Genomic DNA, 17,538 nt, shown 5'->3' on the forward strand with positions numbered 1-17,538 from the left:
TAACTACCTCCAATGCATGGAATTCTCATCATTTTCTTACTATAGGTAAGCCTTTTTTAGTAAACCACAGGTAGTATGTACGAGATAAATGAAAAGTTATTAATAAGGTAATCCACGTCCAATACCAGGACCAGTTGATATAGTCGATCAGACTTGTGTATCGCTCAATGATTACTTCCAATATCGTCATCCAAGTCGGAAAAAAGATATACCAACCGATTCTATGTAAGACGGCTTTATGTTCGGGAAATCTTAAAACAAATAGTACAGAAATGGCAGGGAAAATAAAATATTCAAAGGAGAAGCTGCTCTTGGTGGCTATTGGGAATAAACGAATCGGATATTCTATTAGTGAATATTCAACGATTAACAACCCTAATAACCATGTCAACACTTGTTGAAACAAGAACACTACTTGTGCTTCCCGTATTTTCTCTCGTGGAGTAAAAAGAATTAGGAGGAGTATGCTAACAACCCAAACTGCTATTAGAACGATCCAATCCAAGGACATTTATGTTAGATCCTTTCTCGTCTACATCTTAATCTTAATTATTTCCATTGGATATAGAACATAAACGAGATCCAGGTATGGGAATGCTCCTCTTTTTAGTCGTTAAAAGTTAAAGCCCCCTCGCAAGCACTCTAGTCAATTGATCTTCTCTATACGCCACTGTCAAGCCGTCCACGCGAACCGCCTTGTCACCGTCACAAAATTTGAAATCTGCAATATCTGTCGACATGTACCGAACCAGAAGCTCATAAGGACCTGGAATCACATAGGGCTTAGGCTTATTCGTCTCAAGCCCCTGGATTGCCTTCTTCACAGCTTCCTTCATCTCGCTCCGAACCCGTTGAGGCGCTTTCATTAATGCAGCATGCCGCGCCACAGCCCGCTTCGTCTCATAGACGACCACACCTTCAAGAGTAGCGGCAGCTTCTCGACAAGTAGAATCATCTCCTGTGACGAGCAGGATTGGCACTCCCTTTTCGCCTATGAGATGTCCGTCTAACGCGATTTCCCCGACAGGGACACCATTCAACTCTACATGCTGATAGGTTGCGGAAGAGAAGGTATGATCTCTGATCGAGCGAATCGTTCCGGCCATACCGTGATACCCGATTAGAAATGCTCCATCGAATGAAGCATCGAGCCCGGGGAAACGTTCCGAAATTGGTGAACCTCCCATGCAATACTCAGCACCAGGGTGCAGCAGTTCGGGCAGGAAATTATATCCGCTTCCGTGTGCGTCTTTGACAATAATCTCCGTTGCGCCTGCCTCGATACAAGCTTCAACAACAGCATTCGTTTCTTGAGTCAGCAGATGGCGGCCTTCCTGGTAAAAGAAATCCCCCCTCTTCAAGTGCTCCGCAAGAGCGATCCCCCCAATTCCTTCCATATCGACACTGACATAAATTTTCATAACGATTCCTCTCCTCCGGATATAGGTAACTGCTAATAAATTTGCTGCTCGTCGTCCGCTATACTCTGCAGATCATAAGCGTTAATCGTAATAATGGAGTAGGGCTGCTTCTCCGCCCATTGCAGCGCTTGCTTCTTAATATATCTGGGTGAACCTTCATTCTCTTCGTCATACACAAGCAACAGCCCATCTGAGTTTCGAATCAGGAATTTGTCCTTCTCTACGAACTGCCAAGGTCCATCATATTTGAGCTTTGTCACACTGCTAACGAAATCCGCCTGTTGAATGACATGGTTGTAGATGCCGCGTTTGTCCTCACTCCACTTCTCCTCCTGCTCCAAAAAAGGCGTAATAACGGCAAGTTGTAAGTGAGGGTACGAATGTTTGAGCTCGAGCAGCGCTTCGGCCGCCCAGATCTCCACACCCCATTGCCCGCTGACTACGACCCATTCCAGCCCTTCGTCAATCATGGCAGTGAGTCGTTTGGTAATAGCTTTTTTAATAATCGGTATACCGGCGTGCTTCAGAGAAAAGATGCCTAGCTCCGTTGCCCTATAGCCTGTAACTAAAACTCTCTTCAACGTCTCTACTCTCCTCTTATTTATGGCGATGAACTACCTTTCACAAGCATACATTCATCTTATTGCAGCCTTGTTCTATTGTACCATGACCTGCCTTCTGTTAAAGTCATACTTTGAACGGTATCGAGAAATCCTCAATTGACAACGCTTCCAAAACACTTCTATAATAAAAAACAAACCAGAAACAAACTAGAGGCCGAACAGCGGCTAAGACATAACGGATATACGAAGAGAAGGAATTAGGAGGGGGCCCGGTTGTGAAGCTGTTAAAAAAATTCAAAAGCGTGTACTACAAATTATTGCTCTCCTATGCCACTCTGCTTATTGTTACTACCGTAGCGGTCGGGACTACCTCCTATCTATTCTTCACCTCAAGCTTGAATGAGGAAGTAGAGAAGGTCCACGCGCGTATGCTTGTTCATACCAGTGAACAGCTGCAGGGCAATCTCCTTGAGAAAACCGAACGTATTTATGCCGACTTGGCCACTAATACAGATGTGCTTTACTTTTTCGATAATCCCTTACAGGGGAACTATGCCAGAGTGAACGATATTTTGCAATCTTTGAGAATAACCAACTCCCTGCATCAGAACCTGGTAGACTCCATCTCCGTCTATTACCGCAACAGCAATGCGATTCTCTCCTCCAAGCAAGGCATCTCACTGTTGGACAGTCTGCCTGATAAAGTTACGGTCAGCACAGACTGGATCGGACGTATGAATCAGTCGGATGCGAGAATGCAGTGGCTAGAAACGCGCAAAGTCCCCATCAGCCTCAATTCCAATGCCTTTGCGGAGGACATTACTTCCCTTGTGGGGGTCTACCCTTATCACTCCACCGGGATGAAGGCGCAGGGCTTCATCGCAATCAACCTGAAAGCGGAAGCGATCCATCAGATGATCCGTTCAACCGATCAATCCGACCAGAGTCAACTGTGGATTACGGACAATGCCGGACATGTCATCGCCTCCGAGAAGCTCGAGAGTCCCATTGGCGCTGAGGAGAACAGACGACTATTAACACAGATCCAAACTGTGGGCACGGATAAGGGAAGCTTCTCCGAATCGGTAGGCGGTGTTGCTTCGCTGGTCTCTTATACTACGATTCCTTCATCGGGTTGGAAGGTTGTTCAATCCACACCAATCGATGAGTACAATCAGAAGGCGGCAGCCATCCAGCGAACGTTGATCATTATTTGTCTGGCTTCCATTGTGGTCGGTCTCATCGTATCCAATGTCCTCACCTCGAATATGTACAGCCCATTAAAAACACTGCTCCAGACCGTAGGCAATTTGTTCGGCTCATCCTTTCCCACCGCTGCCAAACACGAGAATGAATATAAGCAAATTGACGGCTTTGTGGCTAATTTATCGATTAAGATGAGCGGGCTTGAAGCCGCAGTATCGGAGAATATGCCTGTCATTCGGCATAATCTGGTATTCGGCCTGCTGAATCGCACAGTCGTGCACGCGTCCGAGCTCTCAGAGCGATTAAAGTTCCTGCAGCTTGACTGGAGCCTCCCTCATTACAATGTGCTGATCATACGGCTTGATGAGCGGGAGATGAATGAATTGCAGGAGATTAATCGGCAAATAGTCGTCTATACGCTTATTCGAGAGCTGGAGCAATTGGATATCGAGGGCGCATCGTGTACGGCTATCTCGATCTCCGCCTCCGATATTGCGGCTATCGTCCACTCTCCGGTGCAGGATGAACACCTCATTCATCGGATGATGACGCTTCTGTTCCATTATGCGGAGGAACAATTCCTGCTGCATCCTATCGCCGCCTCTGGCGGATGGGTAGACGATCCGCTTCAGCTTCATCAGGCTTATCGGGAGGCACAGGATTACTTGAATTACCGCTTCTTCACGCCCAGCATCAGAATGTATATGGATTCGGAATACCGCGATCGAGGACGCAGCCGAATTGACATTCCGGAGCTGCTCGCTGAAAGGTTCACCGATGCCCTCAAATCAAGAGATCGCTCTATGTTAAAGGCTGTCTTGTCCGAGTTCGTGCACATGTTGGAGACAGGCCGATTCTCAACAGAGGATGGACATGAGAAATGGCGGCAATGGATCCGGCTCTATCATCAATACATCAAAGAAATGCATCTCAAATCCAGTGAAGTGATGACTGGTGAAGTATTGGATTATTTCCAACGTATTACGAATATTCATGAATTTCAGGAGTGGCTCCTTCTCGCTGCTGACCAGACCTTCCGTTTTGTCGAGGAGCGCACCCATAACAAATCCGGTGAAACGATCGAGAAGGTCAAGCTGTACGTGGAAGGCAATCTGGGTAACGATCTCAGTCTGCAGGTCGTTGCAGAAAGCGTGAACTTGCATCCGCGTTATCTAAGCCAATTGTTCAAAGAGGAGACCGGCATCAACTTTGTCGACTACGTCAATAAGCGGCGTATTGAGACAGCGGCTAATCTTATCCAATCAACGGATCTGAATGTCGAGAAAATTGCCTACAAGGTCGGCTTTAACACCCCCGCCTATTTCATCAAGAAATTCAAAGAAATGTACGGGGTCACTCCTAAGACTTATAAATTCAATTACACTTTGCGCAATAAAGATACTTCCGTATAAGCACACATGACGTGTGCAGGCATGTATGATCAGATCCGATCAGAAGCCTGCACACGTCTTTTTAACTCAATCCAACAGGGAGTTCTATAATCTGATCATTGTTCTGCTCCAATAACTGTGAAATCTTGAACCTGTTCTATAATCTGCGTTATTTCTTATTGAGCTCCTCCCAGTTAATCCGTTATGTTGACGTTGCAGGGCAGTCATACGAGACAACCTGTCAGCAAGTAAATCTAATGGAGCGGTCAAAACTTGAAAGGAGAGCCATACTCATGAATCGTTCCTCACAATCGAATGCGCTTACAAATAAAAGAGTAATAGCTGGAATTGATCCAGGCATTCGCAAACCGCGCAGCTCGTTCTATGGATATTGGAAGTACAAATATTTAACCCTGTTGTTCCTCCCGGCTGTCTTTTATTATTTCATCTTTCACTACGTCCCGATCTACGGCGTACTGATTGCCTTTAAGAATTACAAATTCAGCTTGGGCATACTAGGGAGCCCTTGGGTCGGTCTTGCCCATTTTCGCGAAATATTCGCCTTAGACAGCTTCTGGCAAGTGTTTCGCAACACAGTGACCATCAGCTTCTATAAGCTGGTATTCGGGTTCCCTGCACCGATAATATTCGCCCTTATGCTTAATGAAATTCGAGTGACAATATTCAAAAAGACGGTTCAGACTATCAGCTATTTCCCCCATTTTCTGTCCTGGGTCGTTCTAGGGGGGCTTGCGATGCAATTCCTTTCCCCTTCGATCGGGCCGATTAATATCGTACTGCAGACGATCGGACTTAAGCCTATCTACTTCCTGGGGGATCCCGGTTGGTTCCGCTCCGTTCTCGTAGCGACGGATATATGGAAGGAACTCGGTTGGGGAACGATTGTGTATTTGGCGGCGATATCCGGAGTCAATCCAGAGCTGCATGAGGCCGCAACAGTGGACGGCGCGAATCGATTCCATCGGATTCGTTATGTAACCTTGCCAGCCATGGCGCCGGTCATTACCATTATGATGATTTTCATGATCGGCCGGCTCATCAACGATGATTTCGATCAGGTATTTAACTTATACAACACGGCGGTTATGGAGGTCGGCGATGTGATGAGCACTTACACGTACCGAATGGGACTCGTCAATATGGAGTACAGCATCGCTACTGCGATTGGCCTGTTCAAGAACATCATTGCCTTCACATTAATCATAATCGCTAACGCAACAGCCAAGAAGTTCAGTGAATACGGCTTATGGTAAACCTATAAAGTTGATGGCTGTTCATGACGGATAGCGGCTGTTAGGAAAGGGGACGAATAGCATTGCGAGAGAACCGGATTAACGCCTTTGATATTTTCAACGCTTTGTTCATGATTACGCTATGTCTGACTACCATCTACCCGTTCATCTATTTACTATCCTTATCGCTCAGCACGGGAGACGTTCCATTAACCCAAATTCATCTGATTCCACCCAAGTTCACATGGGCGAACTACGACAAAGTATTAACGAATGAATTCATACTAAGCGGATTCATGAACACGGTTATCCGAACCGTACTCGGCACAGCCTTGTCGCTGACCTTTACGATCTTTGCCGCTTATGCTTTATCCAAAAGGTATTTCCCGCACCGTACGTTCTGGACTGCTTTTATCGTGTTCACGATGTTCTTCAGCGGAGGTCTTATTCCGAGCTACTTGCTGGTCAAAAGCTTAGGACTGATCAACAGCATGTGGGCTCTCGTCCTGCCTGGACTGATCAGCGCATTCTCGCTCATCATTGCCCGCAACTTCTTCATGGCGCTCCCCGAGAGCTTGGAGGAGTCAGCCCGAATCGACGGGGCGAACGATATTCGCATCCTGTTCTCGATCATCGTTCCGATCTCCATGCCCATCATTGCTACCCTAACGTTATGGATGGCTGTCCAGCATTGGAATGCCTGGTTCGACAGCTTAATCTATATGACGGACTCACACAAGCAGGTGCTGCAGGTCGTCATGCGGCGAATAGTACTTCAGGGCACGAAGGATATGATGGATGTCAACAACTTCGATGATCGTTCGCTCGTTGCCAATCCGGAAATGATTAAGGCCGCTACGATAATGGTTACGGTCATGCCCATCATTATGTTCTATCCTTTTTTGCAAAAGTATTTTGTCAAAGGTGTTCTAGTCGGCTCCCTAAAGGGCTGATTATTCCTCAGGGTTGAGCGAAGCCCCGATTCCGGGTCGGTGCTAGTTGATACCATATAGATAGGCACTAAAACCATGGGAGGTCTTATAAAATGAAAACAACCAAATTCAAACGTCTGGCCGTGCTTTCCGCGGCATCTCTCCTTTTAGCTGCTTTTACGGCTGCCTGCAGCTCAGGGGATGGCAAAGAAGCGGCTGGGACTAGCGGTAGTAGCGGAACTACTGGAACTAAAACAACGGACCATGCACCTCAAGCGGATAAAAAATACAAAATTTCTTGGGTTTCGGGACAATCCACCCCTGTCGTGAAAGATGCCAAGATGGTTAAATACTGGAATGAGAAATTGAACGCAGAGCTGGACATCTGGAACATTGAATCCAACAATTACGCCGAAATGATGAACCTCAAATTCGCATCCGGTGAGATTCCTGACCGCATGCTGGCTAAAGGCTTCACTGTCCTGCAAAAATACGTCGATCAAGACCTGCTGGCGGAGATCCCGCTAGATATGCTTAAGAAATACGCACCGAACGTGTATAGCAAGACGGAGAAAGAGTTTCCGAATGCTTTCGAATATGCGAAGATTAACGGCAAAATCTATGGAATTCCTCAGCTTAACATGTACGACCGCTATCGAGCCCCTGTTGTCTGGAGAGGGGATTGGCTGAAAAATGTAGGCATCACTAAATCGCCGGAGACATTAGAAGAATTCGAAGCGGCTCTCTACAAGCTGACGAATGAAGATCCTGACAAGAATGGTAAAAAAGATACGTACGGCATCTCGAAATCAGGCGTAACGAACGTCTATGGCGCTTTCGGATATTTGCCGGACCGATGGAACGCGCGAGACGGCAAGCTCGTATTCGGCGCCATTCAGCCGGAGATGAAGGATGCCTTGAAGCTGCTTAACAAATGGTATAAGGACGGAGTTATAGATCCTGAGTTTATTACTGGGGAGAACAACGGAGGATATTGGGCGCTCTCCCATGCCTTCATCAACGGCCGGATTGGCACAAGCAGCCTCGGGTTGTATTACCACTGGAAGCCGCTCTTATTCGAGGGGGACAGCGCTTCGCACGACTACGTGGAGCTGAAGAAAGTGAATGCCGCAGCAGCAGATGCACTTGTATATGGCTTGCCTCCAAAAGGGCCGAATGGCAAGATGGGAGCTCCTCAAGGCAGTATGATCAACGGCAACTTTGTTGCATTCGGCAAGCAGCTGGAGAAGCAACCGGATAAGCTAGCCAAAATATTGCAAATGATTGATCAGATCAGCGCCTCCACCTATGAAAACTACGTTACTGCTATGCTGGGGGTCGAAGGCCAAGAGTGGACATTTACAGACAAGAAAGTACCTCTATTAAAGACTGGAATAACGACTCAGGATCTGGAGGCGATGGGCGCTAACAACGTAATCGAATCGTTGGAGCTGCCAGAATTCTCAGCAATCCGTAACCAAGTTAATGTCAAATGGGCGTCCGATCAAGGCTTCGAGAAGGGCGGAATTCGCAATCAGCTTCTCACAGCCGTTCCCGCACAAGGCAAGTACCAAGCTGAATTAACGAAGCTCCAGGAGCAGACATACTTGTCCATCATCACCGGTGATAAACCGCTTTCCGAGTTCGACGAGTTCGTGAAGAAATGGCGCAGCAGCGGCGGCGATCAAATGGAGAAGGAAGCCAATGAATGGTTCTCCAAGGTGAAGAAGTAAGCAGCTTGCTGAACAATAGAGTAGTATGACTTAACGAGGTCAAGGGTTTGATATTCGTAATGCGAGCGGATTCCGCACGCAGTGCGAACTTACTCTTGACCTCGTTTTGTTTATTATTCTGATAAGGGTACTTTTCAGTGCTTATATCACTTAAAAGTACGTACTTATCAATCCAGTTTATATGGTTATATAATAGCACTACTGAGTCAAGCTATTACAAAATCAGCTTCTCATTCATCATATAAGTAATAGGAGTGGATAAAAAATGAAAAACTTGCAAGATACAATTCAATTAAATCACGGTAAACCTTTTCCTTGGCTAGGTCTAGGAGTCTTCCAGGTCGAGGACGGAGATACCGTTATTCAAGCCGTTGAAGAAGCCATCGCCATTGGCTACCGTCATATTGATACTGCTGCTATTTATCAGAACGAAGAAGGCGTTGGAGAAGGCATTCGGCGTGGATTGAAACGCTCCGGACTTAAACGCGAAGATTTGTATATCACCTCGAAACTATGGAACGCGGATCAAGGCTATGAGAGCACAATAGCTGCTTACGAGAAAGGCCTCAATAGTCTTGGTTTAGACTATCTTGATTTATATCTTATACACTGGCCTGTTGAACATAAATTTCTAGAAAGCTGGAAGGCGCTGGAGTTTTTATATCAGGAAGGACGCGTTGGGGCTATTGGAGTTAGTAACTTCCAGATCCATCACTTAGAAAATCTGCTTAAACAAGCTGCTGTGAAACCGGCAATTAATCAAGTGGAACGTCATCCACGACTCGTTCAGAATGAACTTAAATTATTTTTGGATCAACACAGTATCCAAGCTGTCGCCTGGGCACCATTGATGCAGGGCGAGATTTTGCAAGAACCGGTAATCCAAGCCATCGCAGATCGCAAAGGAAAATCGGTTGCCCAAATCGTGCTGCGTTGGCAGCTTCAGAGCGGCTGGGCAACGATTCCAAAATCGATTCAACCAACCCGCATTCAGTCCAATGCGAATATTTTTGACTTTTCGCTAAGCGATGCAGAAATGGCAACTATTTCTGCACTTGATCAGCATCGTCGGGTTGGTCCAGATCCAGATCATTTCGATTTTTAAGTTTTACTCAGTACAGTCGTTTCGTATAACTTTCCTGCAGCATCGCAGCTACTTCATCCACGGTCACAGTCATATTATCGCTCACATGCGCTACCAGCATCTTAGCAACAGAAGGGCGCGTTTCCCTTGGGAGCCAGCTTTCAGCCTGCCATAAGCCTGAGCGTTTGAATGCTTTGGCGCAGTGCACATAACATTCCTGGATCTCAACGCCAATGCCCATCATAGGCTGCTTGCCATTCACAGCTGTCAATTGCAGCAGCTCGGGGTCTCGTGTAATGCATGCGTTACCGTTTACTCGAAAGGTTTCTTCCAGACCCGGGATAACAAACAGGAGACCAATTCTGCCATTCTGTAAGATGTTCTGTATAGAATCCATCCTTTTGTTGCCCGGTCTTTCTGGCAGGAATAAATGCTTGTCATCAATAATATGAACGAAACCAGCGGCGTCTCCGCGAGGCGACACATCACAATGACCTTCTGAGTCTGCAGTAGCTATCATTACAAAGGGGGACTTGTTAATAAATTCTTTGCTGTGGGCATCCAACTCGGTTCTCACCTTACTGGCCGCCAGCTTACTCGGATAGCCAAGCTCCTCCCGTAGTTCCTTGAATTGTTCGATTGAAGTCATCTGCTCTTGAAATGTATAGGCCATTCTCTGTCCTCCCCTCCTTTCTATCGTACATATAAATTCTACATGTAGGATACAATAATTCCAAATTGAATTTGGGGGTATGATCTATGAACATATTTGAAGTGGTACTAGATACGATAAAACCTTTTGCTGATGGAGAGAAACCGCCGCTCCATGTCGGCGAAGTCATGAATCTATGGTTTTATTTAACTGGTGTGGAGCAGACGCTTCGAGCCGACCAGATCTCTTTCAATATTGTTCAGGACGAGGAGCTCAAAGAGAAGATTGAAGATATTATAGACAATGTGCATAAACCCATGATCCAACAATTAACAGAATTTTGTCAAAACGAAGGGATCCCGTTGCCGAAAACGACACCTCAGAAATCGGTCGGAGATTATCGCGATATTCCCGAAGGTGCTAAGCTTACTGACGAAGAGATCGCTAATCTTATTTCATATAACCTCGTAGTGGGCATTATGGCCGCTTGCAGAGGGATTACCGAATCAGTACGCCCTGATGTATCTATGATGTTCGTCAAATACCAGGCAATGAAAGTAACATTCGGCGTAACGTTCAAGGATATGATGATTAGAAAAGGGTGGTTAACTGTTCCCCCTTATTACCACTCTACCTAGCCTGCCATTTTATGATTCAAAAACCGACCAGACGCCTGATCGAACAAAAAAAGGTCCCTTCAATTCAAAGGAGACCCTTTTTTACTTGCTTCAAACGCTTAAGCGGGACTATACATGGCAACGCCGTCGTTTCCAATGGTCATCTTATACCGCATTCCATTCGGACTGTGTAAGTAAATTCCGTCAAAGTTCGTTGAACCTTGAACTAACACGGCGGCCGTCATGCCTTCAGCTATGTTGTCCGCAACCTGCACATCGCTGCATGTGCTTGTAACGCTAATGCCATATTGGTTTTGATTGCCAGTCAAAGCTTTTGTAATCCGATTACTTGCCACCTTCCCTTTTTTAGCCGAATTCGCTACAAGGATCCCGCTTCGCGTATTGTGGGTTTCGGTTGCCGGGGAATGAATGATATTTCCTATGACCTGAAACTTCTCCATACTCTGGATATAGATGCCGGTTCTGCCGCAGCGATCGATCTGATTATGGAGCACCTGAATGTCACCCGTGAGTCCACGGTTTTTGTAATCGGCGTCCGGTTCTTCAGAGAACATAGCCTCCACCGTTATATCCTGAAAAACGTTATGACTGATGGTTGCTTTGGTTACGTAAGAGATCCAGATTCCCCGATACTGGTTGCGGAACAAGTTGCCGGTAATGCTCACATGATGCACCCATCGCAGGTTGATGCAATTTTTGCTCGACGATCCCTGATCAAATACATTGTTGGCGATGATAACCGACTCCACTTTGGCATACACTAGAGCCGTTTTGGGCCATCCTACGCAATAAATCGTGTCGGACAACGTCCCCTTAAATATATTGCCGGAAATTACAATATTTTTACTGGACTGCGGCAGACCCGTCTGGTTACCCGCTGCGTCCTTGGATGAATTGGTATTCCCTGCCGGATTAGACAGCATAACGCCTCTGTTGCAGTTCAGGAACAAGTTGTTCGAGATGAACAGCTCTGCGAACTTGAAGCTTCGCACCCCGGCAAACGTCATCCCTTCAAAAGTATTGTCAACGACTTTGATATTCGAGTTGTAAAGGTCATACACAGCGTAATGATTGCCGACACCTGAAGGCCATGCTTGGGTGCCCGGTGTTCCACTGGCCCCGAAGTAGCAGTTACGGACCGTAATGTTGCGGCATGGCGTCCCATCGAACGCTCCCATTTGGCTGAAACCTTCCGCCGTATGATTGGCTAATTGAATCGCTTCCGCATAATCTCTGGATTGATCCGGCGTACTATCCCGATATCCAAGGAAACGACAATTTTCGATTACGACGTTCTCACAGGCGTTCATATCGACACCGTGAGCGGAAACGACGTCTCGCATTTCGATGTTGCGGATCGTGATATTCCTGCCTCTAGCCAAGCCGAATCCATTATACATATCAGGATATTGGAGGATGTTCCCTTCCCAAACACCTCCTTCAATCCATAAATCTCCATGCCCTTCGTAGCCTGGGAAGCCAGGGCCGTTATCCCCATTTACTAGAAACGAATGGTCATGGCAGCGCAGAATTTTGGCATCTGCATCTAAGGTCAGACGTGTATGGCGGTAAATCCGCAGCGTATCGGTGACTTTATAGGTGCCTTGAGGGATATGTACATGCGAACCCGACGCCTGGAGCGCTTGATTCAATGCGTTCTGAATGGCTGCCGTATCATCGGTTGAGCCATCTCCGACGGCGCCGTAGTCACGAACGTTGTTCACTGAGGATGTTTCCGTCGAAAAGACAGGATGGTCTTTCGGACCGTATACATCTTCCGTTACCGATTTGGCAAAAACACCGAAAGGTGATTGAAATAAGCTGGTGCCGGCCGCCAGGGCCACACTGGTCATACCCAGTGAGGCGAGCAGTTTTCTTCTGCTAATAGGACGTGTTGCTTGTGCCTCATGTTCCTGTTCCAGTTCATGTTCATGTTTCGACATTATTGTTTCCTCCCTAACCAATCTTTTTCCGTAGTTACGTTCATGGTCTTACCGTCGGAGCGAAGCATAATATTGCCATGCATGCCTGTGGAGTAAACCTTCGCGCCTTTTTTCTCCAGACGCTCCAGCAGGTTCGGGCTTTGAAACAGGTTCTGGCTCATGATGACGATCTGCGGGGAAACGGCCTGCAAGAACTGTTCCGATGAGGAGGTCGATTCGCTGCCATGATGAGGAATATCCATCATGTCTGACTTCAGCTTCTCTTTCCAAGGAGAAGAGGCAAGCTCAATCTCCCGGTGTTTGTAGATGTCAGCGGTAAACAGGTACGAGCGTTCGCCATAAGTCATCCTGAGCACCATCGAATAATCGTTAATTTCCTGGGCTGAAAACGTCTTCACCGCTTCGGGCAAAGATGCCTTTGGCGGATTGAGCACCTCGAATCGCACATGCTCGCCCAGTTGGAACACATCTCCCTCCTCAAGCGTTTTTATAGGGACTTTCTTCGCTTCCATAGGAGCAATCGCATTGTTGTATGCGGACGATTGCGTATACGGCAAATTCACCATATAAAATGACTTGATCAGCTTTTCCTTCGCCACGGTGGCGAATCCCCCGATATGATCAATATGAGGGTGCGTATTCAGAGCAATGTCCAGAGAATCGATCCCAAGCTTATTTAAGTACTCCACCACTTGCGGTCCGACTTGCGGCAGTCCAGCGTCTACTAGCATCGTTTTGCCATCGGGAGAAACAATCAGGAAGCTGTCCCCCATCAAATTATCCCCATCCAAATAAAAATAACGGATGGTCAGTTGTCCTTTACCAGCTTCCTTGTCGAATATTTGCTCCGTACGTACGGATGGCACGATCTTCGGACTCGGATCAGACAATGCGACCGGCGTAGCCTGTGGCTGGTTATCCGTGCACGCCATAAGCAGCAAGGACAGAGCGACCGCGATGCACATTAGCTTCGCAATGGCTATCCAGCGATTGAAGAACATGATGGATCCCCCTTTCTATGCCGAAGATAAGCAGGAGGGCGACTATGCCGCCCTCCTGGAATCGGCAAGCTTCGCCTTATTTGCTCTTGTAGCGATCGTAAGCTTGCTTGTAGCCTTTTATATATTCATCCACACCCATTTTATCAACCGTTGCGACATATTTATCCCAATCCGACATCGGTGCAGAGCCGGAAATAAACTTCGCTTCCATCTCACCGATATAACTCTGGATATCGTTTCCAACTGTCGATCTGAACTCTGTTTCTTGCTCTGTAAAGTTGAATGCATTCCACAGCTCTTTGACTTTATGCTGTTCCGCTTTTTTCCCTACAGCAATCGATTCCGGCAATGTCTCGGAGCCTTTGAAATACTTTTCCTGCACATAGCCCGGATAACTTCCGCCGAGCCAAGTGATATACTTCGCCAACGCCTGGTCCATGGTCAGTCCGTTCGGATTCTTCGTGATTTCTTCCACAAATTCCAGCTTGCCGTCTGCCGCTTTTCTATAGGTTTGTCCTTCAACACCCATGAAATAGAACGTTGCTCCTTCGTCGCCATATAAGTGGTCGATCCAGCGAATCGTCGCTTCAGGGTTCTTGTTTTTGTCTGTGATTACGAATGATCCAGGCCATACGACTGGCACCTTAATATGAGTATATAGCTGATCGCCGTACGGCCCCTTTAAGGCTCCGAGTCCAAAATACCCCGGCTGGGCCATCTGGGTCATCGGATTCGGATTGATCGTCGAGCCAAAGACTCCCTTCTGACCTTTTGCGTACAGGGCAGCTGTCTTAACCGTGAAAATTTCCTTATCGATTAAGCCTTCTGTGTATAGCTTACGCACGTACTCGATGACCTCTTTGTATTTCGGATCCGTCCGGAAGAAGCGCAGCTCATTCGTTTTGGGATCGACATCGACGAATTTGTGGCCCAACCCGCGGTTCCCGAAGCCCCATGCCCCTCTTATTTGTTCAATAAATGGATTAATGCCCTCTCCAGCGTAAGGGATTTCGTCCGCCTGACCATTCCCATTCAAATCGGTATTTTTGACGGCCTTCAAATATTGATACAATTCCTCGGTTGTCGTTGGTTCCTTCATTTTGAGCTTCTCCAGCCATTCCTGCTTAACCCATAGCGGAGTTCCGATGAGCATAGGAAGGAAGTCCGGACTGTAAAAGGACGGGAATGAATAGATGCCGCCGTCAGGCATGGTCAGCCCTTTTTTCAAGTCTGGGTATTTCTCCATCAGCTTCTTGAAATTGGGCGCATAATTGTCGATCAGGTTGTTCAGCTTGACGAAGGTTCCCTGAGCGCCGTATTTCGCTAAATCCGCGGAAGATACTCTAGAGGAGTAAAAAGCGTCCGGATAATCCCCGCCTGCGAGTGCCAGATTGCGTTTCTCGGTTAAATTCTCAAAAGGGACGAGCTGGAATTTGACGTTAACATTCGTCATTTTCGCGTATTCTTTCCAGACTAGCGTTTCTTCGAAGTTGTTGCCATTGGTCGCAGCTTTACCCGTGAAAAAGGTGAGCGAAATGGGCTCTTTCACGATCGGCATGCCCGTTTTGTTTAAGTTAGCAACTTCCTTGGCATCGGCTGGCTTGGTTGGATTCTCCGATGCACCTCCCGATCCTCCACTACAAGCCGACAATAGACTTCCTGCCATGGCAGCCACCACTGTCAGAGACACCCAGCTTTTTCTTTTCATAGACTTTTTCTTCCTCCCTTATTTCCCTTTGTATCTATTGGCTAAAAGGCGTACCTTCATAGCTTAGCTCATAAATTACAGGATTCCTGTCTCTTGTTCACGACAGCTCTTCACCCTTTGACCGCACCGATCATAACACCCTTGACAAAATACTTCTGAAGGAACGGATAGAGCAGGAATACCGGTAAATTAGCTACGATTACGACTGCGTACTTGATGGCTTCGCCTTCCATCATGACCCTGGCATTCGTGTCGTCACCAACACCCAGCATCTCCTGCATTTGTCCCTGAATCAGGATTTCACGCAAGAACAGCTGCAACGGGTATAGTTCGCGATCCGTCAAATAAATGAGAGCGCTGAAATAGGCGTTCCAATGCCCAACACTGTAGAACAGGATCATGACCGCTATAATGGGCATCGATAGCGGCAGCACAATTCTCACAAGCGTACCCAAATTCGAACAACCATCGATCGAAGCGGCTTCTTGCATCTCGTGCGGAATGCCGGTTTGAAAAAAAGTTCGCATAATTAATATATTAAATACGGAAACAGCTCCCGGAATAATAAGCGCCCACATCGAGTTAAGCATCCCTAAATCTTTGACCAATAGGTAGGTCGGAACCATGCCTCCGCTGAAAAACATCGTAAATACCATAAAAGCGGCAATAAGATTGCGGCCATAAAAATCTCTTCGAGAAAGAGGATACGCAGCTGCGATCGACATAGCCAGATTAATGGTGGTCCCGACTATGGTATAAACAATCGTGTTCATATACCCGGTTAAGATTTCGCTATTTTGAAAAACTTTATAGTATCCGACTAACGTAAGTTGTTTGGGCCAAAGCCAAACCTCGCCAAGCATGACCTTTTCGGGACTGCTAATGGATGCCGCCAGTACGAACACTAACGGATATAATACAATGATGCAAATAACCGCTAATATCGCATGGACCATCCAGTCAAATACTTTTTCGCTGTTGCTATGATGCTTCATGCTGCCCCTGACCTCCTACCATAAACTTGTATCATTTACTTTACGGGCAATTCGATTGACGATTACAAGTAAAGTGAAATTGATGACGGAATTGAACAACCCTACGGCTGCGGAGTAACTGTATTGGCCATCGATGATCCCTTTGCGGTATACATGAGTCGATATAATATCAGATGCAGACATATTAAGCGAATTCTGCATCAAGAACACCTTCTCGAAGCCAACACTGAGCAAGGAACCCATATTCAAGATGAGCAAGATCGTTATCGTAGGCATAATGCCCGGCAAATTGATATGCCAAATGCGTTGCCAGCGACTCGCTCCGTCGACCCTGGCCGCTTCATGAAGCTGCTGATCGATTCCAGTTAATGCGGCCAGATAGATGATGGAGCTCCATCCCATTTGCTGCCATACACCTGACCCCACATATATACTTTTGAACCAAGCCGGCTCCGTAAGGAAATTGATTGGAGCTCCCCACAACCAGGTGATCAGTCCATTCAATATTCCGGTTTGAGGCGAGAGGAAAATGAAGATCATCCCTACCATAACTACTGTGGACAAAAAGTGCGGCGCATAAGTAACGGTTTGTACGAAACGGCTAAACCTCTTTGAACGCACCTCGTTGATTAGGAGGGCAAGAGCAATCGGCACCGGGAAGCCAACCAACAATTGGTATACTCCAATGCCGAGCGTATTTTTGATCAATCTCCAGAAATAGTAGCTTTCAAAAAAGCGCTCAAAGTGTTTGAAGCCGACCCATGGGCTTCCCGAAATCCCCTTCGTTGCGATAAAGTCTTTGAAGGCGATCTGCACACCGTACATGGGGAAATACTCGAATATAACAAAGAAGGCAATGACCGGTAAGATTAGCAAGTACAAATCCCAGTTCTTTTTAATTCGCCTCACGGTTGCCGAACGTTTTGTTCTGGGGCTGATATTCGGTTCTGCTGTGGACATAGAAGATAAGTTCGACATTTCTCACCCGCTTTCGTTTTCTTTTCAGATCGTAGCATGG

At 46.8% G+C, this 17,538-nt stretch carries 15 protein-coding genes; 6 read left to right on the forward strand and 9 right to left on the reverse strand.

Going from position 1 to position 17,538, the window contains the following annotated elements; genetic code table 11:
- Window positions 1-28: 28 nt before the first annotated feature.
- From AC58QD_RS07915 to AC58QD_RS07925, 3 genes are all read right to left on the reverse strand, one after another.
- Window positions 29-511, reverse strand: coding sequence for a CBO0543 family protein (locus AC58QD_RS07915; protein ID WP_497331796.1), 483 nt, complete (start codon window positions 509-511; stop codon window positions 29-31).
- A gap of 109 nt (window positions 512-620) precedes the next feature.
- Entirely contained in the window at window positions 621-1,421 is an 801-nt protein-coding gene (locus tag AC58QD_RS07920; RefSeq protein WP_497331798.1) for a M55 family metallopeptidase, read from the reverse strand.
- 32 nt (window positions 1,422-1,453) lie between these two features.
- Entirely contained in the window at window positions 1,454-2,002 is a 549-nt protein-coding gene (locus tag AC58QD_RS07925; RefSeq protein WP_497331800.1) for an SLOG family protein, read from the reverse strand.
- Window positions 2,003-2,259: 257 nt separating this feature from the next.
- Between AC58QD_RS07925 and AC58QD_RS07930 the strand changes: the two genes are divergently transcribed.
- The 5 genes from AC58QD_RS07930 to AC58QD_RS07950 all read left to right on the forward strand — a co-directional run bounded on the left by AC58QD_RS07930 (window position 2,260) and on the right by AC58QD_RS07950 (window position 9,604).
- Window positions 2,260-4,602, forward strand: coding sequence for a helix-turn-helix domain-containing protein (locus tag AC58QD_RS07930; RefSeq protein WP_497331802.1), 2,343 nt, complete (start codon window positions 2,260-2,262; stop codon window positions 4,600-4,602).
- A gap of 272 nt (window positions 4,603-4,874) precedes the next feature.
- Window positions 4,875-5,855, forward strand: coding sequence for an ABC transporter permease (locus AC58QD_RS07935; RefSeq protein WP_497331804.1), 981 nt, complete (start codon window positions 4,875-4,877; stop codon window positions 5,853-5,855).
- A gap of 62 nt (window positions 5,856-5,917) precedes the next feature.
- Window positions 5,918-6,787, forward strand: coding sequence for a carbohydrate ABC transporter permease (locus AC58QD_RS07940; RefSeq protein WP_497331806.1), 870 nt, complete (start codon window positions 5,918-5,920; stop codon window positions 6,785-6,787).
- 92 nt (window positions 6,788-6,879) lie between these two features.
- Window positions 6,880-8,499 (forward strand): extracellular solute-binding protein, encoded by a 1,620-nt coding sequence (locus AC58QD_RS07945; protein WP_497331808.1) that lies wholly within the window; start codon window positions 6,880-6,882, stop codon window positions 8,497-8,499.
- A 265-nt stretch (window positions 8,500-8,764) separates the two neighbouring features.
- Window positions 8,765-9,604: an aldo/keto reductase gene (locus AC58QD_RS07950; RefSeq protein ID WP_497331810.1), complete on the forward strand. Its 840-nt coding sequence runs from the start codon at window positions 8,765-8,767 to the stop codon at window positions 9,602-9,604.
- A gap of 7 nt (window positions 9,605-9,611) precedes the next feature.
- Here AC58QD_RS07950 and AC58QD_RS07955 read toward each other — a convergent pair whose 3' ends face one another.
- A complete protein-coding gene (locus AC58QD_RS07955) occupies window positions 9,612-10,256 on the reverse strand; it encodes a pyridoxamine 5'-phosphate oxidase family protein (RefSeq protein WP_497331812.1) in 645 nt (214 codons plus the stop codon).
- An 86-nt stretch (window positions 10,257-10,342) separates the two neighbouring features.
- On the opposite strand from AC58QD_RS07955, the gene AC58QD_RS07960 reads away from it, so the two are divergent.
- The gene (locus AC58QD_RS07960) at window positions 10,343-10,873 is read left to right on the forward strand and encodes a DUF3231 family protein (protein ID WP_497331814.1); all 531 of its coding nucleotides are present in this window, start codon (window positions 10,343-10,345) and stop codon (window positions 10,871-10,873) included.
- Window positions 10,874-10,971: 98 nt separating this feature from the next.
- Here the strand turns inward: AC58QD_RS07960 and AC58QD_RS07965 are convergent, their stop codons facing one another.
- From AC58QD_RS07965 to AC58QD_RS07985, 5 genes are all read right to left on the reverse strand, one after another.
- Window positions 10,972-12,816 carry a right-handed parallel beta-helix repeat-containing protein gene (locus tag AC58QD_RS07965; RefSeq protein WP_497331817.1) on the reverse strand — a complete coding sequence of 615 codons (1,845 nt, stop codon included), beginning with the start codon at window positions 12,814-12,816 and terminating at the stop codon, window positions 10,972-10,974.
- Window positions 12,816-13,817 (reverse strand): ComEC/Rec2 family competence protein, encoded by a 1,002-nt coding sequence (locus AC58QD_RS07970; RefSeq protein WP_497331819.1) that lies wholly within the window; start codon window positions 13,815-13,817, stop codon window positions 12,816-12,818. The genes AC58QD_RS07965 and AC58QD_RS07970 overlap by 1 nt, the downstream gene beginning before the upstream one ends.
- A 76-nt stretch (window positions 13,818-13,893) precedes the next feature.
- Window positions 13,894-15,525 carry an extracellular solute-binding protein gene (locus tag AC58QD_RS07975; protein ID WP_497331821.1) on the reverse strand — a complete coding sequence of 544 codons (1,632 nt, stop codon included), beginning with the start codon at window positions 15,523-15,525 and terminating at the stop codon, window positions 13,894-13,896.
- Between the two features lie 110 nt (window positions 15,526-15,635).
- Window positions 15,636-16,520 (reverse strand): carbohydrate ABC transporter permease, encoded by an 885-nt coding sequence (locus tag AC58QD_RS07980; protein WP_497331823.1) that lies wholly within the window; start codon window positions 16,518-16,520, stop codon window positions 15,636-15,638.
- Window positions 16,521-16,535: 15 nt separating this feature from the next.
- On the reverse strand, window positions 16,536-17,498 hold the full coding sequence (locus AC58QD_RS07985) for an ABC transporter permease (protein ID WP_497331825.1): 963 nt from the start codon (window positions 17,496-17,498) through the stop codon (window positions 16,536-16,538).
- Window positions 17,499-17,538: the final 40 nt, after the last annotated feature.

The sequence above is a fragment of the Paenibacillus sp. J2R1T-4 genome (genome assembly GCF_059692235.1).